Annotated in this window: 19 protein-coding genes; 13 read left to right on the forward strand and 6 right to left on the reverse strand. The window is 66.0% G+C overall.

Going from position 1 to position 20,811, the window contains the following annotated elements:
* Window positions 1-86: 86 nt before the first annotated feature.
* From phaR to HV793_RS22825, 7 genes are all read left to right on the forward strand, one after another.
* Window positions 87-653 carry a polyhydroxyalkanoate synthesis repressor PhaR gene (gene phaR, locus HV793_RS22795; protein ID WP_042792481.1) on the forward strand — a complete coding sequence of 189 codons (567 nt, stop codon included), beginning with the start codon at window positions 87-89 and terminating at the stop codon, window positions 651-653.
* A 201-nt stretch (window positions 654-854) separates the two neighbouring features.
* Complete coding sequence (locus tag HV793_RS22800) at window positions 855-1,865, forward strand: linear amide C-N hydrolase (RefSeq protein ID WP_370528711.1); 1,011 nt, start codon at window positions 855-857, stop codon at window positions 1,863-1,865.
* A gap of 165 nt (window positions 1,866-2,030) precedes the next feature.
* Entirely contained in the window at window positions 2,031-2,567 is a 537-nt protein-coding gene (locus HV793_RS22805) for an iron transporter (protein ID WP_013392347.1), read from the forward strand.
* A 2-nt stretch (window positions 2,568-2,569) separates the two neighbouring features.
* The gene (locus HV793_RS22810) at window positions 2,570-2,923 is read left to right on the forward strand and encodes a cupredoxin domain-containing protein (RefSeq protein ID WP_370540024.1); all 354 of its coding nucleotides are present in this window, start codon (window positions 2,570-2,572) and stop codon (window positions 2,921-2,923) included.
* Between the two features lie 13 nt (window positions 2,924-2,936).
* Window positions 2,937-3,788, forward strand: a complete 852-nt coding sequence (locus HV793_RS22815) for an FTR1 family iron permease (protein WP_054450811.1) — start codon at window positions 2,937-2,939, stop codon at window positions 3,786-3,788.
* 38 nt (window positions 3,789-3,826) lie between these two features.
* Window positions 3,827-5,224 carry a 4Fe-4S binding protein gene (locus HV793_RS22820; RefSeq protein WP_175164111.1) on the forward strand — a complete coding sequence of 466 codons (1,398 nt, stop codon included), beginning with the start codon at window positions 3,827-3,829 and terminating at the stop codon, window positions 5,222-5,224.
* 78 nt (window positions 5,225-5,302) lie between these two features.
* The gene (locus HV793_RS22825; RefSeq protein ID WP_119450927.1) at window positions 5,303-6,175 is read left to right on the forward strand and encodes a PhzF family phenazine biosynthesis protein; all 873 of its coding nucleotides are present in this window, start codon (window positions 5,303-5,305) and stop codon (window positions 6,173-6,175) included.
* Window positions 6,176-6,278: 103 nt separating this feature from the next.
* Here HV793_RS22825 and HV793_RS22830 read toward each other — a convergent pair whose 3' ends face one another.
* The 5 genes from HV793_RS22830 to cphA (HV793_RS22850) form a co-directional block, all read right to left on the reverse strand.
* A complete protein-coding gene (locus HV793_RS22830; protein WP_013392352.1) occupies window positions 6,279-6,617 on the reverse strand; it encodes a BON domain-containing protein in 339 nt (112 codons plus the stop codon).
* 69 nt (window positions 6,618-6,686) lie between these two features.
* Window positions 6,687-6,851, reverse strand: a complete 165-nt coding sequence (locus HV793_RS22835) for a DUF1328 domain-containing protein (RefSeq protein WP_006389411.1) — start codon at window positions 6,849-6,851, stop codon at window positions 6,687-6,689.
* A gap of 27 nt (window positions 6,852-6,878) precedes the next feature.
* Window positions 6,879-7,079, reverse strand: a complete 201-nt coding sequence (locus tag HV793_RS22840) for a CsbD family protein (protein WP_006389412.1) — start codon at window positions 7,077-7,079, stop codon at window positions 6,879-6,881.
* Window positions 7,080-7,674: 595 nt separating this feature from the next.
* Complete coding sequence (gene cphA, locus HV793_RS22845; protein ID WP_175164107.1) at window positions 7,675-10,245, reverse strand: cyanophycin synthetase; 2,571 nt, start codon at window positions 10,243-10,245, stop codon at window positions 7,675-7,677.
* Window positions 10,246-10,306: 61 nt separating this feature from the next.
* Window positions 10,307-12,922, reverse strand: coding sequence for a cyanophycin synthetase (cphA, locus tag HV793_RS22850; RefSeq protein WP_054450818.1), 2,616 nt, complete (start codon window positions 12,920-12,922; stop codon window positions 10,307-10,309).
* Window positions 12,923-13,184: 262 nt separating this feature from the next.
* Here cphA (HV793_RS22850) and HV793_RS22855 point away from each other — a divergent pair, with 262 nt between their 5' ends.
* Window positions 13,185-15,470 (forward strand): cyanophycin metabolism-associated ABC transporter, encoded by a 2,286-nt coding sequence (locus tag HV793_RS22855; RefSeq protein WP_054450820.1) that lies wholly within the window; start codon window positions 13,185-13,187, stop codon window positions 15,468-15,470.
* Between the two features lie 21 nt (window positions 15,471-15,491).
* Window positions 15,492-15,962: a cyanophycin metabolism-associated DUF1854 family protein gene (locus HV793_RS22860; RefSeq protein WP_054450822.1), complete on the forward strand. Its 471-nt coding sequence runs from the start codon at window positions 15,492-15,494 to the stop codon at window positions 15,960-15,962.
* A 3-nt stretch (window positions 15,963-15,965) separates the two neighbouring features.
* Here HV793_RS22860 and HV793_RS22865 read toward each other — a convergent pair whose 3' ends face one another.
* Window positions 15,966-17,102: a GNAT family N-acetyltransferase gene (locus tag HV793_RS22865; protein WP_175213976.1), complete on the reverse strand. Its 1,137-nt coding sequence runs from the start codon at window positions 17,100-17,102 to the stop codon at window positions 15,966-15,968.
* A gap of 99 nt (window positions 17,103-17,201) precedes the next feature.
* Between HV793_RS22865 and HV793_RS22870 the strand changes: the two genes are divergently transcribed.
* The 4 genes from HV793_RS22870 to HV793_RS22885 all read left to right on the forward strand — a co-directional run bounded on the left by HV793_RS22870 (window position 17,202) and on the right by HV793_RS22885 (window position 20,806).
* Window positions 17,202-18,023 (forward strand): ferritin-like domain-containing protein, encoded by an 822-nt coding sequence (locus tag HV793_RS22870; RefSeq protein ID WP_054450827.1) that lies wholly within the window; start codon window positions 17,202-17,204, stop codon window positions 18,021-18,023.
* 9 nt (window positions 18,024-18,032) lie between these two features.
* A complete protein-coding gene (locus HV793_RS22875) occupies window positions 18,033-19,277 on the forward strand; it encodes a lytic murein transglycosylase (protein ID WP_175213977.1) in 1,245 nt (414 codons plus the stop codon).
* A gap of 111 nt (window positions 19,278-19,388) precedes the next feature.
* On the forward strand, window positions 19,389-19,805 hold the full coding sequence (locus tag HV793_RS22880; RefSeq protein ID WP_054450829.1) for a YidB family protein: 417 nt from the start codon (window positions 19,389-19,391) through the stop codon (window positions 19,803-19,805).
* A gap of 20 nt (window positions 19,806-19,825) precedes the next feature.
* Entirely contained in the window at window positions 19,826-20,806 is a 981-nt protein-coding gene (locus HV793_RS22885; RefSeq protein ID WP_175213978.1) for a DUF4434 domain-containing protein, read from the forward strand.
* Window positions 20,807-20,811: the final 5 nt, after the last annotated feature.

Below are 20,811 nucleotides of genomic sequence, written 5' to 3' on the forward strand. Positions count from 1 at the left end.
GGCGCCGGAGGGCCTCGGGGAGAGGGCCCTCCGGATTACACTAACCCTATCCGAAGCCTTAGAGATCGCCCGATCCGGGGACAACCATGACGCAAGCACAAACCGGCGCCAGCCTGCGCCTGATTAAAAAGTACCCCAACCGTCGCCTGTACGACACCCGGACCAGCACCTACATCACCCTGGCAGATGTCAAGCAACTGGTCCTGGCAAACGAAGAATTCCAGGTCGTCGATGCCAAGAGCAGCGAAGACCTGACGCGCAGCATCCTGCTGCAGATCATCCTTGAAGAGGAAAGCGGCGGCATGCCCATGTTCTCCTCGAACATGCTGTCGCAGATCATCCGTTTCTATGGCCATGCCATGCAGGGCATCATGGGTTCCTACCTGGAAAAGAACATCCAGGCCTTCATGGAAATCCAGCAGCGCATGGCGGAGCAATCCAAGGGCCTGTACGGCAGCCAATTCGGCCCCGAGGCCTGGGCCCAGTTCATGAACGTGCAGACGCCCATGCTGCAGAACATGATGAACAACTACATCGACCAGAGCAAGAATCTGTTCGTGCAGATGCAGGACCAGATGCAGGATCAGACCCGCGCCATGTTCTCGACCTTCCCGTTCACGCCTGGCGGCACGCAAGGTCCCGGCCGCAAGTAATGGCGGGGCCGTGCCTGGCGCGGCCTCATCGATCAGCACCCCAAAAGCCGGACAGAGATCTGGTTCTTGGGGTGTTTTTTCATCACCGCGTGCAGGTTCTGCTCGCGCGGCAAGCAAGCACAGATACCTCGGAGAGCAAGCATGAGACTGAACAAGGCGTTTTCCCGCCTGGCCTGCGCGGCACTGGCAGGCTTGACGGCCATGTCCGCGTCGCCCGCCGCTTGGGCTTGCACACGCGTGGTCTTCCATGGCGCCAACCAGCAGGTGGTTACCGCACGCTCCATGGACTGGAAGAACGACATCACCAGCAACCTGTGGGTATTGCCGCGCGGCATGGCGCGCAGCGGCGAGGCCGGCCCGAACTCCCTGCGCTGGACTTCGCGCTACGGCAGCGTGGTCACGTCCGGCTATGACGTCTCCACCACCGATGGCGTGAACGAGGCGGGCCTGAGCGCCAATCTGCTGTGGCTGGCCGAATCGCAGTACCCGCAATTCGATGCGAAGAGCAAGCCCGGCCTGACCATCGCGGCGTGGGCGCAATACGTGCTGGACAACTACGCCACCGTCAAGGAGGCCGTGGCGGCGCTGGAGCAGGAACCCTACACCATCGTCTCGGACAACGTGCCGGGCGAGGACCGCCTGACGACGCTGCACCTGTCGATCTCGGACGCCAGCGGCGACAGCGCCATCATCGAATACATCGGCGGACGCCAGGTGATCCACCATAGCCGCGACTACCAGGTGATGACCAACTCGCCTCAGTTCGAGCAGCAGCTTGCGCTCGATGCCTACTGGCAGCAGATCGGCGGCACCACCATGCTGCCGGGCACCAACCGCGCAGCCGACCGTTTCGTGCGCGCATCGTTCTACATCAACGCCATCCCCAAGGATCCCGATCCCAACAAGGCGCTGGCCAGCGTCTTCAGCGTGATACGCAACGTCTCCGTACCCTATGGCATCAGCACGCCCGGACAGCCCAATATCTCGTCCACCCGCTGGCGCACCGTCTTCGACCACCAGCGCAAGCTGTACTTCTTCGAATCGGCCCTGACGCCCAACACGTTCTGGGTGGACCTGAAGGCCCTGGACTTCAGTCCGGAAACCGGCAAGGTGCTGAAGCTGGACCTGGGGCCGGATCAGCGCCACACGTTTGCGGGCGACGCCACGCGCGACTTCCAGCCCGCGGCGCCGTTCAAGTTTCTCGGGCTCTGAAAAAAGGTCAGGGCCTTTTTCGCCGCTTGATCAAACGCAATGATCCGCAGATTTTCCTGATCCGAGGTTCAGGGTTCTGTCAGTTGATTTGGTTACATTAATGAAAACGGTTCTTGTTTGTATTTTAGGGGCCGTCGTCTCATTTGTGTCTCAAGGATTATGCACATGATCAAGAAAGCCTTGGCCCTGGCCATTGTCGCCCTGAGCGTTTCCGCCGCGAACGCGGCCGAATACCCCATCGGCAAACCGGTGGAAAAGGGCGGCATGGAAATCGGCGCGGTGTATCTGCAGCCGATCGAAATGGACCCCCCGGGCATGATGCGCCCGGCCAAGGATTCGGATGTGCACCTTGAGGCCGACATTCATGCCACCGCCGGCAACAAGACGGGCTTCCCCGAAGGCGAGTGGGTGCCTTACCTGGTCGTGAAGTACGAAATCCAGAAGGTCGGCAGCCAGAACGTGCAGAAGGGCACCTTCATGCCGATGGTCGCCAACGACGGTCCGCACTACGGCGAGAACGTCAAGCTGGAAGGTCCGGGCAAGTACAAGCTGAAATACTCCATCCTGCCGCCGACCGCGGACAAGATGAGTCACTTCGGCCGTCACGTCGACAAGGAAACCGGCGTGGGGCCGTGGTTCGAGCCCTTCGACCTCGAATATGAATTCGTCTACGCCGGCACCGGCAAGAAGGGCGGTTACTGATCGTGCGCAGCCTGCTTCGCGTTGCCGTCGCATTGCTGATCGGCCTGGCCGGCCTGGCCGGCGGGGCGCCCGCGCAGGCTGACGAACTACCCACGTTCACGCTGACCTTCAAGCCGAACGGTACGTTCGAGCCCGCCACGCTGGAAGTGCCGGCGGGCCGTTTCAAGATCGAGCTCATCAACGAGAGCAACGAGCCGGTGGAGTTCGAAAGCATTCCGCTGCGCAAGGAAAAAGTCCTGGGGCCGGGTGTGAAGTCTTTCGTGGTGATCACCATTTCCCGCCCCGGCGAGTATCCATTTTTTGATGACTTTCACCAGAGCGTGAAAGGCACCTTGGTCGTCAAACCCAAGGAATAAGCGGTAGCAATATATGGAACAGGTCCTCTTTATCGTCTGGCGTGAAAGCGTCGAAGCCATGCTGGTGGTGGGCATACTCTACACCTGGCTGCGCTCCACGCCGGAGGGCAAGCGCGGCCTGAACTACCTGTGGGGTGGCGTCGCGGCAGGCCTGGCGCTGGCCGTGGCCCTGGCGCTGGTGCTGCTGGGCGTCTCCTCCTGGCTCAGCGACGAAGGCCAGGAATGGTTCCAGGCCATCATGTCGCTGGCCGCGTGCGCGCTGGTGGTGCAGATGGTCGTGTGGATGAAGAAGCACGGCCGCACGCTCAAGGGCGAACTCGAAGGCGGAGCCCGCGCTTCCGTCGCCAGCGACAACTGGTGGGGCCTGTTCGTGCTGGTGGCCATTGCCGTGGCGCGCGAAGGCAGCGAAACCGTGGTGTTCCTGTACGGCACCGTGTCGGCGGGCGAGGGCGGCAGCGACATGCTGATGCTGGCGCTGGCTGGCGTGGCCGGTTTTGTGGTGGCGTTGCTGACGTTCTGGCTGTTGCAATTGGGCGGCAAGCTCATCACCTGGCGCCGCTTCTTCCGCGTGACCGAAATCCTGTTGCTGCTGTTGGCCGGCTCGCTGCTGGTGGGCGGCCTGGATCACCTGATTTCGCTGGACGTGCTGCCGACCATCGTGGATCCGGTCTGGGACAGCTCGTGGCTCTTGAGCGACAGCACCGGCGTGGGCAAGGTCCTGGCCGACTTCGCCGGCTACCGCGCGCTGCCTGCGTTGATCTCGGTGCTGTTGTGGGTGGCTTACTGGATCATTGTGTGGGCGCTGCTGCGCTGGGTGGGGAGCAAGCCGGCAGGCGCTGCCACCGCCGCCCGCAGCGCCACCTGAACCGACTGTTGCCGGACTGAATATTTGAAGGTTTGACCATGGCAGCTGCACTCGGGAGGGCGACCTCCCGTATCGCCGACTTTCTCCGTGACCATGCCCCGCTGTTGCGCAAGCTGCAGTGGGGCATTGTTGCGATATACGCGTTCCTTTTGATCGTGCCCGCGATCCTGCCCTTGCCGGACAACGCGGCCTCGGTCTTCAACAATCTGACCATCGTCGCTCAGTTCGCGTTCTGGGGCGTGTGGTGGCCGTTCGTGCTGATTTCCATGCCCATCCTGGGCCGGGCCTGGTGCGGCTGGCTCTGTCCGGAGGGCATGCTGACCGAATGGGCCAGCGAGCGCGGCCAGGGCCATGCGATTCCGAAATGGATGCGTTGGGGCGGCTGGCCTTTCGTCGCGTTCGCGTTGACGACCGTCTACGGTCAACTGGTCAGCGTCTATCAATATCCGCTGGCGGTGCTGGCGGTGTTGGGCGGGTCCACGGTGGCGGCCATGATCGTCGGCTGGCGCTACGGCCGCAGCAAGCGCGTGTGGTGCAAGTACCTGTGCCCGGTCAACGGCGTCTTCAACCTGTTGGCCAAGCTGGCTCCCTGGCACTTCAAGGTCGACGAAGAGAAGTGGCGTCATCCTGTCATCCGCATCGAGCCCATCAACTGTGCGCCGCTGGTACCGCTGCGCCACATGAAGGGCGCGGGCGACTGCCATGTCTGCGGACGCTGCAGCGGCTATCGCGGTGCGATCGAACTGACGCCGCGTTCGCCCGAAGAAGAAATCGTGCATGTCACCCATGGCGATCCATGGCAGACGGCGCTGCTGTGCTTCGGCCTGATGGGCATCGCGATCGGCGCCTTCCTCTGGAGCGCCAGCCCCTGGTACGTGACCGCCAAGCAGTGGGCCGCGACCTGGCTGGTCGAACACGACATCATGTGGCCGCTGCTGGACAACGCGCCCTGGTTCATCCTGACGCATTACCCGGAAGTGAACGACAGCTTCTCGTGGCTGGACGGCGCCGGCATCCTGATGTTCGTCGTCGGCGCCACGATCTGTGTCGGCGGCGCTTCCTTCCTGTCGTTGTGGATCGCCGACCGCCTGGCGCCCGCCGCGCCTGTGGAAGGCGAACCCGCGACGCGCTGGGGCCGTCCTGGCCTGCACAAACTGGCGCAGGCCCTGATTCCTTCCGCCGGCATCGGCGTGTTCCTGGGCCTGTCGGCCACCACCGTAAATCTGCTCAAGCACGAAGGGATGCAGGCCGCCTGGGCCGCGCCGGTGCGGTTCACGCTGCTGAGCCTGGCGGTGCTGTGGACGCTGCGCCTGTATGCGCGCCTGCTCAAGCCGCGCGCGGCAAGCGGTTGGCGCAAGGGGCTGGCCTGGCTGGTGCTGGCAGCCGGCCTGGCGCCGTTCTGCCTGGCATGGGTGTTGTTCTTCGCGGTCTGGTAGTCCGGGCCCGAGGCTTGCGATAAAGTAGGGAACGCGCCGGCTCAAGCCGGCGCAATGTTTTCAACTATCGCTACCGCCATGGCCACCTACGCTTTCCGCCTGCTCAACGTTTTCGCTTCCTCCACCTTCAGCGGCAACCAGCTCTGCGTGTTCGAAGACGCGCGCGGCATGGACGACGCCACGATGCTGAATCTGGCGGCGCAATTCAATCTGTCCGAAACGACCTTCATCCTGCCCTCCGACAAGGCGGCAGCGCGCGTGCGCATCTTCACGCCGGGCTTCGAGATGAAGTTCGCGGGCCATCCCACCATAGGCACCTCGCAGGTCGTGCGTGACTTGCGGCAGACGGGCGATGCATTGACCCTGGAGTTCGCTGCCGGCGTGGTGCCGGTGACGGCGCGCGGCGATGCCTGGACCTTTACCGCGCCGTGCCCGGATGGCGTGCGCACCGCCGCGCCCGCGCTGGAGCGAGGCGAAATCGCCAGCCTGCTGGGTCTGGATGCGAGCGATCTGCTGGACGATCCGATCTGGCTGGACACCGGCGCCGATCAACTGCTGGTGCCGCTGGCCAGCGTGGACGCGGTACGCCGCGTTGCGCCCGATGCCTCGCGGCTGGACCGTTGGCAGGCCAACAGCCTGGGCCGCAAGGTCATGTATGCCTACGCTTTCGACGACAGCCGCCAGCAGGATGGGCGCCAGGTGGTGGTGGCGCGCTATTTCTACGCCAAGGCGGGCGGCGGCGTGAACGAAGACGCCGGCACGGGTTCGGCCTGCGCCAATCTGGGCGGCTGGCTTTTGCATCAAAAGCGACCCTTGCCCGCCAGCATCCTGGTGGAGCAGGGCGACCAGATGGGCAGGCCCTGCCGGTTGTTGCTGGACGTCCAGGCCGATGGCCGGATCCAGGTGGGCGGACGCGCCCTGGAGATAGGCCGGGGCGTAGTGGACGTCTGATCAGGACCGCCGTGCGGGACGCGGCGCAAAAGCAAGGCGGCGCCTGTGTCGGACACAGGCGCCGCCTTGTTTTCAAGACCGGGCCGAAGCGGCCCGGTCGGGCTTACTTCTTGTTCTTGGCCGGGTCGACCTTGATGTTGTTCATCACCTGCTTGACGCCTTCGACGCCGCGCGCCACGGTGGCGGCATGATCGGCTTCGGCTGCGGTGCCGACGGTACCCGTCAGCTTGGTGACGCCCGCATTGGTCTCCACGGCGATGTCCAGCGCGCTCAGCTGCTTGTCGGCCACGATGGCAGCCTTGACCTTGGTGGTCACGGTGGCGTCGGACGCGTACTCACCCACGGACTGTTTCGGCTTGCCGTCATCGGCGGCAAAAGCCATGGAAGTGAAGACGGCGCCCGTGCCCAGTGCAGCGGCGGCGATCAGCTTGCGGAATTCCATAGTCATGCTCCTTGTTAGTGGTTCAGCGCGTCGGGACGCGAGGATTGTGTGGTGTCTTGGGTCCGATTTCTATTTTTTGCGGAAAGCGCCGCCGAGGATGGACAGCAGCGCCAGTACCAGGAAGACGAAGAACAGGATCTTGGCGATGCCGGCAGCGCCGGCGGCGATGCCGCCGAAGCCCAGGACAGCCGCGATGATGGCGATGACGAAGAAAACTACGGCGTAGTGCAACATGTCAGCTTCTCCTGGTGGTTTATCGGATCAAGGATTGCGGTCGAAGAAGTCGCGGACTTCTTTTTCAGCTTGTTCCTTGGTCTTGCCATAACGCTCCTGGATCAGGCCCGCCAGACGTTCGGCGTTGCCTTCGGTGCGGGTCAGCTCGTCGTCGGTGAGCTCACCCCAGGCGGCCTTGGCCTTGCCCGTCAGTTGCTTCCATTTGCCAGCGATGATGTCGTTGTTCATGGTGACCTCTCCTGTTGCTAGCGGCATCCGGTTTGCGGCCTGTAAACCGGGTTGTCGCGGTTGAGTGGGACACTGATCAGCTAGGGCCTGCCGGTTCAAGAAGTTGCCGTGCAGGCCATGTACTTACCGTACGAGCCTGCGGCATGGCCGTCAAACCTGGCTGTGGGCAAATGTAACGGCCTGGCGGCGGCAAAATGGCCTGGTTTCCGGCGGGAGGAGATTGCAGGCGTACTAGGTGCCGCAGTTACATTCCGGCAATGTCTTGTCCCCTTTTGAGGGAGGCTGGTAACTGGATCTGCAAGGCTGGACGCGGGCATGCGCGCTTGGCTTGCCGACGCGCGCGCCGGTATAGTGTCCGCGGAACCCGCAAGCAGGTTCGGCCACAGAATATGGAAAGAGGAACTCGCATGACGCAACGACTTTGCCGCGCTATCTTGCTGACGCTGACCGCGATGGCCGCGCTCGGATGCACGCACGTGACGGACCGTTATCAGGCCGCTGCGCCTGTGGTGTCGTCCAGCAGCTGATCGGCGCGCGCCGAAGCAAACGGGGCGCCCTTGGGCGCCCCGTTTGCACTTCAGGAACCGCGTACGGCTCAGGCTTGCGCGATGCGGCGCGCGATGTGATCCAGCGCCTCTTCGACCTGGTCGACCAGGATCAGGCACAGGTCGCCTGCGCCCAGGCGCGCCAGCGCAGTGTCGATGGCGAGAAACTCGCCGTGGATCTCTTCGACGTGCTTGCTGCGCGTGGCGTTGGCCAGGCCTTGTTGCAGCAGGGCCAACACTTCGCCGTCGGCGCGGCCGCGCTGGCATTGGTCCTGGTAAAGCAGCACGTCGTCGAAGGCTTCGCCGAGGATCTCGGTCTGCATCCGGATGTCTTCGTCGCGCCGGTCGCCCGCGCCGCTGATGACCACGGAACGGCGCTTGGCCGGCATGGCGTCCACCGCGCGCACCAGGGCCAGGATGGCATCGGGATTGTGGCCGTAGTCGGCGATCACCGTGGCGCCGCGGTAGTCAAACACGTTGAAGCGTCCGGGCGCTGTCTGGGCGTCGTTGACGAAGCTGGCCAGGCCGCGGCGGATGATGTCCGTGTCCAGACCCAGCGCCCAGGCCGCGGCGATTGACGCCATGGCGTTTTCCACCTGGAAGGTGATCGTGCCGTTGCGCGTGAGCGGAATGGCGGCCAGCGGGTAACGGGTTTCTTCGCCGCCCTGCGCGGTGACGATGGAGTCGCCGTCGCGGTACACGCAGCGCAGGCCTTGCGCGCGATGCGTGGCCAGCACGGGATGATTGCGGTCTTCGGCGAAGTAGGTGATGGAACCCGGGCAGCTCGCCGCCATTTCAGCCACGATGGGATCGGCCGCGTTCAGCACCGCGGTGCCGCTGGGGTGCACGTGCTGCACGATCACGCGCTTGACCACGGCCAGGTCCTCGACCGTGCTGATGTAGCCCAGGCCCAGGTGGTCGCCCATGCCGATGTTGGTGACGATGGCCACATTGCAGCGGTCGAAGGCCAGGCCTTCGCGCAGGATGCCGCCGCGCGCGGTTTCGAACACGGCCGCGTCGACGTCCGGGTGCATGAGCACGCTGCGGGCGCTGCGCGGGCCGCTGCAATCGCCGGTGTCGATGCGCAGGTTGTCGACGTAGACGCCGTCGGAATTCGTCATGCCGACGCGGTTGCCGGCGACGCCCAGGATGTGGGCGGTCAGGCGCACGGTGGTGGTCTTGCCGTTGGTGCCGGCCACGGCCACGACCGGGATGCGGCCGTCGTCGCCGTCCGCGTACATGTTGGCGATGATGGCCTCGCCCACGGCGCGGCCCTTGCCGAAGGACGGATTCAAGTGCATGCGCAGGCCGGGGGCGGCGTTCACTTCCACCACGCCGCCGTTCTGGTCTTCAAGCGGGTAGAGCACGCTTTCGGCGACCACGTCCACACCGCAGATGTCCAGCCCGATCATGCGGGCCGCCGACACCGCGCGCGCGGCCATTTCCGGATGCACTTCGTCGGTCACGTCGGTGGCCGAGCCGCCGGTGCTCAGGTTGGCGTTGTTGCGCAGGAAGATCAGGGTGCCGGACGGCGGCACGGAGTCGGCCTCGAAGCCCTGCTTCTTGAGCGTCGCCAGGGCAATGTCGTCGAAGCGGATCTTGGTCAGCGAGGTCGCGTGGCCGTCGCCGCGCAGCGGGTCGGCGTTGACCTGGTCCACCAGTTGGCGGATGGTCTGCACCCCGTCGCCCGTGACCTGCGGCGGGTCGCGGCGCGAGGCCGCGACCAGTGCGCCGCCGACCACCAGCAGGCGGAAGTCGTGGCCGGGGATGTAGCGCTCGACGATGACCTCGGAGCTGATTTCCTCGGCCACTTCAAAGGCCTGGATCACGCGCTCGCGGGATTCGATGTTGACGGCGACGCCGCGGCCCTGGCTGCCGTCGCGCGGCTTGACCACGACCGGGCCGCCCAGTTCCTCGGCGGCGGCCCAGGCTTCCTCGGCGGTGGTCACCGAACGGCCCATGGGCACCGGCACGCCGGCGGCGTCCAGCAGCATCTTGGTCAGGTCCTTGTCCTGCGCGATTGACTCGGAGATGGCGCTGGTCAGGTCGGTTTCGGCGGCCTGGATGCGGCGCTGCTTGCTGCCCCAGCCGAACTGCACCATGCTGCCCTGGGTCAGGCGGCGGTACGGGATGTTGCGGGCGGTGGCGGCATTGACGATGGAGCCGGTGCTGGGCCCCAGGCGCACGTCTTCGTCCAGTTCACGCAGGCGCTTCAAGGCGTCGGCGAGATCGAAGGGGGTGTCGTCCAGCGCGGCGCGCACCAGCACTTGCGCCAGTTCCATCGCCAGCTTGCCGACTTCTTCTTCGCTGTACTCGACCACCACCTGGAACACGCCAGGCTCGATGGTGGAGGCGGTGCGGCCGAACGTGACGGGGCAGCCGGCATGCGCCTGCATCGTCAGGGCCACGATCTGCAGCACGTGCGCGATGGAGACCGCGCCCTGATGGCCTTCCGGACGCAGCAGCCCGGTCTGCGGCAGGCGCGCGCGCAGGCGCGCTTCGAAATCAGGCAGGTTGTCGATGGAGCATTCGGCGTCGGCGCAGGAAACGATGGCCTCGATCGCGGTGTTCTTGCTCCACAGATTGGGGCCGCGCAGTGCTCGGATACGGGAAACTTCCATGGCAGGTATTCCTGTCTAGCTCACGCGCGCCCCGCTAGTGCGAGGGCGCGCGCAGATATTGTCAGTATTGCTGAATCCAGCGGCGGACCAGGTCGATGGTGGGACCGGAGAAGGCTTCGTCGGACTGCAGCAGGACGAAGTCGCCTGCGGCGATGGCGTCGAGCTGGCTCTGGATGGCCTTGCCGTGGTCGGGTTCGTCCTGGATGTCCTTGACGCGGGAGCCTTGCGCCAGGCCCTGGCGCAACAGCGCGCGCGCCTCGCCTTCGGGACGCTTGCTGCGCACGGTCAGGTCGTCGTAGAGCACCACGCGGTCGAAGGCGTCGCCCAGCAGCTTGCCCTGTTCGATCAGGTCCGCGTCGCGGCGGTCAGCGCCGGCCGAGTAGACGGCGGCGCGCGTGGTCGACGGGAACTGGTCGATGGCGGCGATCAGGGGGCGCAACGCCGAGGCGTTGTGCACGTCGTCGACCACCACGGTGCTGCCGTTGCGTTCGAACAGCGTGAACTGCCAGGGAGCGTCGGCCTGGTCGATGTCGAAGGTCTCGATGCCGGCGCGGATCAGCTCCACGGGTATGTCCAGCGCCCAGGCCGCGCCCACCGCGGCCAGCACGTTCTCGACCTGGAAGGCCACGCGGCCGCCATGGGTCAGCGGGATCGAGGCCACCGTGGCCAGGCGCTCCTCGCGGGTGCCATGCGCCAGCACGATGCCGCCGTCGCGCACGAACACGGCGCGGCCGTCTTGTTGCAGGTGAGCGACGATGGCGGGCAGGGCGGGATCGATGCCGAAGAAGATCACGGCGCCGTCGGAGAGCTCGGCCATTTCCACCACGCGCGGATCGCGCGCGTTCAGCACGGTGGAGCCGCCGGGCAGCACCACGTCCACCTGCGTGCGGAACACGTTGAACATGCGCTCCGTTTCATTGATGTCGAAGTCGCCCAGGTGGTCGGCGTCGTCGATGTTGGTGACCACGCCAACCTGGCAGCGGTCGTAGGCCAGGCCTTGGCCCAGGATCACGCCGCTGTCGTTCTCGATGACGGCGGCATCCACGTTTCGGTTCATCAGCAGGCGCGTACCGGAAGCGAAATCGGCGCGGTCGCCCTTTTGCACCAGGCGGCGGTCCAGGTACAGGCCTTCACTGCAGGCCAGGCCGGTGCGCTTGCCGGACAGGCTCAGCAGGCGGGCCACCAGGCGCGCCACCACGGTTTTGCCGTTGGTGCCGGTAACGCCGACGATGGGGATGCGGCCCGCATCGCCTTCAGGGAACAGGTGGTCGACGATGGCGCGGCCGACCGGACGGGGCGTGCCGTCGGCAGGCTTCAGATGCATCAGCAGGCCGGGGCCGGCGTTGACTTCGACGATGGCGCCGCGCTGTTCTTCCAGCGGGCGCGAGATGTCCTCGGCCACCAGGTCCACACCGGCGATGTCCAGGCCGACGATGCGCGCGGCCAGGGTCACGGTGGCGGCGATGCTGGGATGCACACGGTCGGTGACGTCGAAGGCGACGTTGCCGCTGCGTTGCACCAGCACGCGCTGGCCTTCGGGCGGAACGCTGTCTTCCGACAGGCCCTGGCGGGCGATTTCCAGCCGCGCGGCGGAATCGAGGCGCACCGGGTTCAGCGGGTGGTTCTCGGTGCGGCCGCGGCGCGGGTCGGTATTGATCTGGCTGTCGATGAGTTCGGTGATGGTGGACTTGCCGTCGCCCGTCACCCAGGCCGGTTCGCCGGCGGCGGCGGCCACCATGCGGTCCCCCACGACCAGCAGGCGGTGTTCGTTGCCCAGCACGAAGCGTTCGACGATGACGCCGCTGCCTTCGTCCACGGCCACGCGGTAGGCCGACACCACTTCCTCGCGTGTCGTCAGATTGGTGAACACGCCGCGGCCGTGGTTGCCGTCATAGGGCTTCACGACCACCGGCAGGCCGATGTCCTCGGCAGCTTCCCAGGCGTCGTCCTCGCTGCGTACGAGGCGGCCTTCGGGCACGGGCACGCCGCAGGTCGACAGCAGTTCCTTGGTCAGGTCCTTGTCGCGCGAAATGCCTTCGGCGATGGCGCTGGTGCGGTCGGTCTCGGCAGTCCAGATGCGGCGCTGGGCCGAGCCGTAGCCGAACTGCACGAGGTTGCCCTCGAACAGGCGGATGTAGGGAATGTCGCGGTCGTCGGCGGCATCCACGATGCAGGCGGTGCTGGGGCCGAGACAGTGCTTGTCGATCAGGCTGCGCAGCTTGGCGATGGCGGCGGGCACGTCGAAGGGGCGGTCTTCGATGCCGGCCATGACCAGGTCGCGGGCTTCGTTCAGGGCGGTGCGGGTGACCTGTTCCTGCCAGGCGCGCACGACGACCTTGTAGACGCCGCGGGTGGAGGTTTCCCGGGCCTTGCCGAAACCGCCGCGCAAGCCGGCCAGGTTCTGCAGTTCCAGGGTGACATGTTCAAGTATGTGGCCGGGCCAGGTGCCTTCTTTCAGGCGCGACAGGAAACCGCCCCGGACTCCCGGGCTGCAGCGGTGCTCGATCAGCGTCGGCAGCCATTCCGTCAGGCGTTCGTAAAAGCCGGGAATGGTGTTGGAGGGATAATCCTCCAGTTCACCGATATCCACCCACGCTTCGAGTACCGGACGGTACGTCCAAATGTTCGGGCCGCGCAAAGCCACGACATCGAGAAATTCAATGTCTTTCTTTTTCATGTTTTAATTTACGAGAGAAGCAGGTTGGCACGCGCGGACGCCCCTATGCAAGACCGCGAATTTATTGGGGTTGCGCCTTTAGAATAATGCCAACGAGTGGGGGATCCCAGATATTCCTAATTAGAAAAATCGGCTGCTACTATACGACGCCTTCAAGGCGTGAAATCGTTATGTTGTAAGGAAGGGACACGTTTGCCGCCAGTCCTGGTTGCGAACCGGTTGCCGCCTAGTAGGGCAGAGTCCTGGCCCGGCATGCGTACCAATGAAAAAACCAAACCTGCTTTCCGGCCTTGCCGAAGCCTTTCCTGCCCGCTGGCGCGATGAAATCAGCGCCGAACTGGCGGACGGCGAAACCTTGTTGGCCTGGGTTGAAATAGACCTGGATCAGCGCCTGAAGTTCCGTCCGGGGCTTATCGCCGCCACCGACCGCCGGCTGTTGGCGCGCCATCCCGACGAACCGCGCTGGGAATCCTGGGCATATGGCCCCCAATTAAAACTGAGCCTCACCGACCACGCTGGCGCCGCGCTGCTGGAATTGCACGACGACGGCTCCCGCCTGGGCGCGTGGCGTTTCACGCTGGCGCGCAATCCGGCCGCGTTGCGGCTGCTGGCGCAGTTCGAAACGCAGCAGGCCATCCGTTTGTCCGGCCATCAGGACGAGGATCTGGCGGAGCGCACCTGCACCGTCTGTAATAACGTCATCCCGGCGGGCGAGGAAGAATGCCCGACCTGCAACCAGGAACAGGCAGCGCCATCCACCACTTGGGCGCTGCTGCGCCTGTGGCGTTTCGCCCGCCCTTACCGCGGGCCGCTGCTGGCGGGTTTCGTGCTGACCCTGCTGGGCACCGCCGCCACCCTGGTGCCGCCGTACCTGACCATGCCGCTGATGGACGACGTGCTGATTCCGTTCCAGAACGGCGCGCCGATCGATTACGACAAGGTCCGCCTCTATCTGGGCGGGCTGCTGGCCTCGGCTTTCCTGGCCTGGGGGCTGGGCTGGGCCCGGACCTATATCCTGGCCTGGGTCAGCGAGCGCATCGGCGCGGACCTGCGCACCACCACCTATGAGCACCTGCAGCAGCTGTCGCTGGAGTATTTCGGCGGCAAGCGCACCGGGGATCTGATTTCCCGCATCGGCAGCGAAACCGACCGCATCTGCGTGTTCCTGTCGCTGCACTTGCTGGACTTCGCCAACGACATCCTGATGATCTGCATGACCGCGGTCATCCTGGTGTCCATCAACCCGTGGCTGGCGCTGGTCACGCTGGTGCCGCTGCCGTTCATCATCTGGATGATCCACGCGGTGCGCGACCGCCTGCGCCATGGCTTCGAAAAGGTCGATCGCATCTGGTCAGAGATCACGAACGTCCTGGCCGACACCATTCCGGGCATCCGCGTGGTCAAGGCTTTCGCGCAGGAAAAGCGTGAAGTCGCGCGCTTTCGCGAAGCCAACAACCGCAACCTGGAAGTCAACGACCGCGTGAACACCACCTGGTCGCTGTTCTCGCCCACCGTCACGCTGCTGACCGAAGTGGGCCTGCTGGTGGTGTGGATCTTCGGCATCTGGCAGGTGTCGCAGAAGCAGATCACTGTTGGCGTGCTGGCCGCCTTCCTGGCCTATATCGGGCGCTTCTACATGCGTCTGGATTCGATGAGCCGCATCGTCTCGGTCACGCAGAAAGCGGCGGCTGGCGCCAAGCGCATCTTCGACATCCTGGACCATGTCTCCAGCGTGCCGGAACCGCAGAATCCCGCCAAGCTGCCGCACATCAACGGCCGCATCGAGTTGCGCGACGTGGGCTTCCGCTACGGCAACCGCCAGGTCATCCGCGGCTTGAACCTGAACATCGCGCCGGGCGAGATGATCGGCCTGGTGGGCCACAGCGGCTCGGGCAAGAGCACGCTGATCAACCTGATCTGCCGCTTCTACGACGTATCCGAAGGGGCGGTGCTGGTGGACGGCGCCGATATCCGTTCGGTGCGCGTGGCGGACTACCGCCGCAACATCGGGTTGGTGCTGCAGGAGCCGTTCCTGTTCTTCGGCACCATCGCCGAGAACATTGCCTACGGCAAGCCGGACGCCACCCGTGACGAAATCGTGGCTGCGGCGCGCGCCGCGCATGCGCATGAATTCATCCTGCGGCTGCCGCACGGCTACGACTCGCTGGTCGGCGAACGTGGCCAGGCGCTGTCCGGCGGCGAACGCCAGCGCATCTCGATCGCGCGCGCGCTGCTGATCGATCCGCGCATCCTGATTCTGGATGAAGCCACCTCGTCGGTGGACACCACCACCGAAAAGGAAATCCAGAAGGCGCTGGACAACCTGGTGCGTGGCCGCACCACGATCGCCATCGCCCACCGTCTGAGCACGCTGCGCAAGGCGGACCGCCTGGTGGTGCTGGACCGCGGCCAGATCGTGGAGCAGGGCCCGCACGAAGAACTGATGGCCCGCGAGGGCGCCTACTACCGCCTGTACCAGGCGCAGGCGCGCCAGGCCGAGGCCGACGCGCAGGCGTCGGGCAGCGAAGACATGGCCGCCGTGGCCTGACGCGGAACCGGAATTATCGTCATGACCTTGCCGTCTTTTCAGCTGCGCCGCAATGCCTTCGGGCGCCTGGAGTTCCAGTCCGCCGATGGCCAGAACCACGAGGGCGTGCTGCCCGTGCGCGCCTTTCCCATCAGCGAACCGGGCCGCGGCCTGTCGCTCGTGACAGTGGACGGGCGCGAACTGCTCTGGATCGAGCACCTGTCCGATGTGCCGGCTCCGCAGCGCGAGTTGATCGAGGAAGAACTGGCAAGCCGGGAATTCATGCCCGAGATCCGCAAGCTGGCCAGCGTCTCCACTTTCGCCACTCCCAGCACCTGGCAGGTCGATACCGACCGCGGCCCCACCTCGTTCACGCTGCGCGGCGAAGAGGACATCCGCCGCCTGAGTCCGCAGACCCTGTTGATCGCCGACAGCCACGGCATCTTCTATCTGGTGCGCGACATCCAGTCGCTGGACAAGCACAGCCGCAAGCTGCTGGACCGCTTCCTCTAACCCTCAGCCTTCCCGCGGCCGCTTGAACGGGGAGTGCGTTTCCAGCTCTCCCAGATAGTCCGTCACCGCGGCGGTTTCCTCGTCCAGGAAGTTCTGGATCGCGTCCGCGAAGCCGGGGTGCGCGACCCAGTGCGCCGACCAGGTGGGCGTGGGCAGCAGCCCGCGCGCCATCTTGTGTTCGCCTTGCGCGCCGCCCTCGAAGCGCGCGATGCCGTGGGCGATGCAATAGGCGATGGACTGCATGTAGCAGGTCTCGAAGTGCAGCCCCGGCACGTATTCGGTCGCGCCCCAGTAACGTCCATACAGCGCGTCGCCGCCGGCGAGGTTGAGCGCGGCCGCCACCGGCTGGCCGTCCCGCTCTGCCAGGATCAGCACGAAGGCCTCGGCCTGTTCGCGATACGCGCAGCGGAAGAATTCGTGGCTCAGGTAGGGTGGATTGCCATGGCTGAAGTAGGTGCGGCAATAGCATTCGTAGAAGAAGTCCAGCTCGACCGCGCCGATCTCGGCCCCGCGCAGCCAGCTGTACGACAGCCCGGCGGCCGCGACCTTCTTGCGGTCCTGGCGGATCTTCTTGCGCTTGTCGTGGCTCATCGTGGCCAGAAAGGCGTCGAAGTCCGCGTAACCCGGATTGGTCCAGTGGAACTGCACGCTTTCGCGGATCATGAAGCCGGCCTCGCGCAGCGCGCGCATGTCGGCCTCGGCGGGGAACAGCAGGTGCAGCGAAGACACCTTGATCTCTTCGGCGAAGGCGACCAGCCCGCGCACCAGCGTGGCGCGATCCTCATCGTTGCCGGCCAGCAACCTGGGGCCGGTGACCGGCGTGAAGGGAATGGCCGACAGCAGCTTGGGGTAGTAGCGCAGCCCGTGGCGCTGGAAGGCGTCGGCCCAGGCGTAGTCGAATACATATTCGCCGCGCGAATGGGATTTCAGGTAGAGCGGCGCAGCAGCCGCCAGCGCATCGTCGCGCCACAGCGCCAGGTAATGCGGCGCCCATCCGGTCTGGGGCGCGGCGCAGCCGGTCTCGTGCAGCGCGCGCAGGAATGCATGGCGCAGAAAGGGCTGGTCGCCCGCCAGCGCGTCCCATTGCTGGGCGTCGATGCGGGACAGGTCGGTCTCTATGGTCAGGCGCAGGGAATCCATGGGTGAATGATAAAGTCTCCGTGTATGCGCGAGGCCTGCGGCCACGGCGCTTTCAAGGGATTTCGGGCGGGCGCGAGGCCGCCCGGCACAGAGAAGCATATGGATAGCAACACGACGCCCGACGCGGCCGGGCATCGCCAGGATTGCCTGCGTGGGCAGGCGCTGGCGGCCCTGGCCGCCACGGCCTGGCAGGACAAGCTGGCGGCAGTGCGCGCCATGTCGGATGAGACGGTGCTGGACTGCGAGCAGGCCTACACGCCCACGGCGGAACTGCCGGGCCGCCCGGCGCGGCCTGAGCTGGTGGTCCCCGCCCAGGTCAAGCAGCGTTCCATGGCCACCGAGGAAGGGCGCGCGGCGCTGCTGCACGCGCTGGCGCACATCGAATTCAATGCCATCAACCTGGCTCTGGATATCATGTGGCGCTTTGCCGGCATGCCGGCAGCCTTCTACCGCGACTGGCTGCGCGTGGCGCGCGAAGAGGCCTATCACTTCGATCTGCTCAGGCAGCGTCTGGCCGCCATGGGCTACGCCTATGGCGACTTCCCCGCCCACAACGGTCTGTGGGACATGGCGCAGCGCACGCAAGACGATCTGCTGGCCCGCCTGGCGCTGGTGCCGCGCACGCTGGAGGCGCGCGGCCTGGATGCTTCCCCCGCGATCCGTGCCAAGCTGGCGGGAGCGGGCGATGCGGAAAGCGCTGCCATCGTCGACATCATCCTGGCCGACGAGATCGGCCACGTGGCCATCGGCAATCATTGGTACAAGCAGCTGTGCGCGCAGGCGGGCAAGGATCCCGTGTCCTGTTATGCCGAACTGGCGCAACGCTATGACGCGCCCCGGCTGCGCGGTCCCTTCAACCTGGAGGCGCGCCGCGCCGCCGGCTTCGACGACGCCGAGCTTGCCGCGCTGCAGGCCGGCTGACTGGACGACATGAACAACCATAACTTCTTCAAGACGCTGCGGGCCCGCCCGCTGCGCGCGCTGGCCTGCGCCCTGGCCGGCGGCGCCCTCATTTCGCTGGCGCCCGCGGCGTCGGCCGCCGACGCGTTCGCGGCCTGCCTCGCGCAATTGCGCGGCGCGGCGCTCAAGGCCGGCGTGTCCGGCGCCACGTTCGACACCCAGACCGCCGGGCTTGCACCGGACATGACAGTGCTGGATCTGCTGGACGCCCAGCCGGAATTCAAGACGCCTATCTGGGACTACATGGCGGCCCTGGTCGACGACGAGCGCGTGGCCGACGGCCGGGCCGGCATGGCGCGCTGGCAGTCTGACCTGGACCGCGCCGCGTCGCGCTACGGTGTGGACGCAGCCACCGTCGCCGCGGTGTGGGGCGTGGAAAGCAACTACGGCCGCACACTGGGCGGCCGGCCCCTGCTGACGTCGCTGTCCACGCTGTCCTGCTTCGGCCGGCGCCAGGCATATTTCCGCGGCGAATTCTTTGCCACGCTGAAGATCATCCAGGACGAGCACATCGCGCCCGAACGCCTGACGGGCTCCTGGGCGGGCGCTTTCGGCCAGACCCAGTTCATGCCCTCGACGTACTTGCGGCTGGCGGTGGACTTCGACGGCGACGGCCGCCGCGACCTGGTCGACAGCGTGCCGGACGCGCTGGCATCGACAGCCAATTTCCTCAAGCGCGCGGGTTGGAACAGCGCGCTGCAATGGGGCTATGAAGTCCGCCTGCCGGCGGGTCTGGACACTTCAGGCGCGGGCCGCAAGAACAAGCGCGCGATGTCGTACTGGGCGGGGCGCGGCGTGACGCGCGCCGACGGCCAGCCGCTGCCCGCGGGCGACACGCCGGCGGGGCTGCTGCTGCCGGCGGGCAGCAAAGGTCCTGCCTTCCTGGTCACGCGCAATTTCGATGCCCTGTATTCCTACAACGCAGCCGAAAGCTACGCGCTGGCCATCGCCCACCTGTCCGACAGGCTGCGCGGCGGCGGCCCGCTGGTGCAAGCCTGGCCAACCGACGATCCAGGCCTGTCGCGGGCGCAGCGGCGGGAATTGCAACGGCTGTTGATTGCCCGCGGCTATGAGATCGGCGAACCCGATGGCATGATCGGCGCCCGCACCCGGCAGGCCTTGCAGACGGTGCAGCGCGAACTGGGCCTGCGGCCGGACGGCCGCGCCGGCCTGAAGTCGCTGCAGGCCTTGCAGGCGGAAAAGGCCGTCGACTGACGGGATGCAATCGACAAGCTTTGTAAAGATGCCGGGTGTCATCCATCGGATGACAGGCGGGGCGGCAGGCATGGGCCTATACTGGATCTCCGTTTTTTCAGGAGCACGATGATGAGCCTATTGGATACCTTGGCCTCGATGGCCGGCGGCGGTCAGCAAGGGGGCTCGGCTTCGCTGCTGCCCGCGTTGATCGAGCAACTGAACAAGTACCCGGGCGGCCTGACCGGCCTGATCGCCAGCTTCCAGAAGGGCGGCTTGAGCGAGATCGTGGCGTCATGGGTGGGCACCGGCCAGAACATGCCGGTCAGCGCCGATCAGCTCGGTTCCGTGCTGGATCCCGGCGTCGTCAACGAACTGGCCGCCAAGACCGGTCAGGACACGGACTCCGTGCTGGGTTCGCTGTCCTCGCTGCTGCCGCAGCTGGTGGACAAGGCCACGCCCAACGGCGAGGTCCAGGGCGAACAGCAATTCAACCCTGCCGACCTGCTGGCGTCCCTGTCGGGCATCTTCGGCAACCGCGCCGGGTAAATCCTATCGCCAGGCAGCCCATGCAGGCGTCTGCGCCTGCTTCCACCGGCCGGCGACGCCTGTTGCAGGGCTTGGGCGTGGCGGCGCTGGCCGCCAGCCTGCCCGCCTGCGCGCCGGCCTGGTCGGTGCAAAGCACCTTCTGGCAGCTTTGGCCCAGCCACCTGGAATTGAGCCCGCAGGCGTGGCGCGAACGCATCGCCGCCATGCACGCGTTGGGATTTCGCGAGATCATCATTCAGTGGGTGGGCGCCAGCGGCGGGGCGCAGCCCTGGCAACTGCCCGCGTCCACGCTGGCGCTGATCTTCGACGAGGCCGAGCGCCTGGGCATGGGGCTGCAGTTGGGCCTGCCCTACGACGAGCGCTGGTGGCGACAGTTGGGCAATCCGGATGACGCCGCGCTGGCCGCATTCCTGCAGGCCGCACAGGCGCAGGCGCTGGCTTATGCGCAAGCGTCGAACGCAACCGGGCTTGCCGCTTTCCGCGGCTGGTACATCCCTTACGAGATCGAGCAGCACAGCTGGGCTGCGCCCGGCCGCCAGGCGCTGCTGGCGCAATGGCTGCGCGAGCTGTCCGATCCGCTCGCGCAACAGACGGGACGCGTGCCCGCCATCTCCACGTATCACAGCAAATTGCCGGGAGCGCTGAGCCTGGCCGACCTGTGGAACGGATTGTTGGATGTGGTCAGGCTGAGGCCCATGCTCCAGGACGGAGTGGGCGTGTCCGGCATGGAGGCGTATGAGGCGTTGGAGCCCTTGCATCGCATGCTGCTGGCGCGTCGTGCGCCGTTCGACCTGATCGTCGAACTATTCGAGGAACTGCCGTCCGAACGCCAGGACGGCACCACCTTCAATGCCCGCTCCGCCGACGCGGCGCGCGTGCGCCGGCAGTTGCGCATCGCGCGGCGCTACCGCGCGCAACGCGTGGTCGCCTTTGCGGCTGATCCCTGGCTGATCGGGCCTACGCCCGAGGCCGAGCGCCTGAAGCGGGAATGGCCGCTCTAGGCGGC

The sequence above is a fragment of the Achromobacter aegrifaciens genome, from assembly GCF_902859965.1.
In the GTDB taxonomy this organism is placed as follows: Bacteria; Pseudomonadota; Gammaproteobacteria; order Burkholderiales; family Burkholderiaceae_B; genus Achromobacter; species Achromobacter aegrifaciens.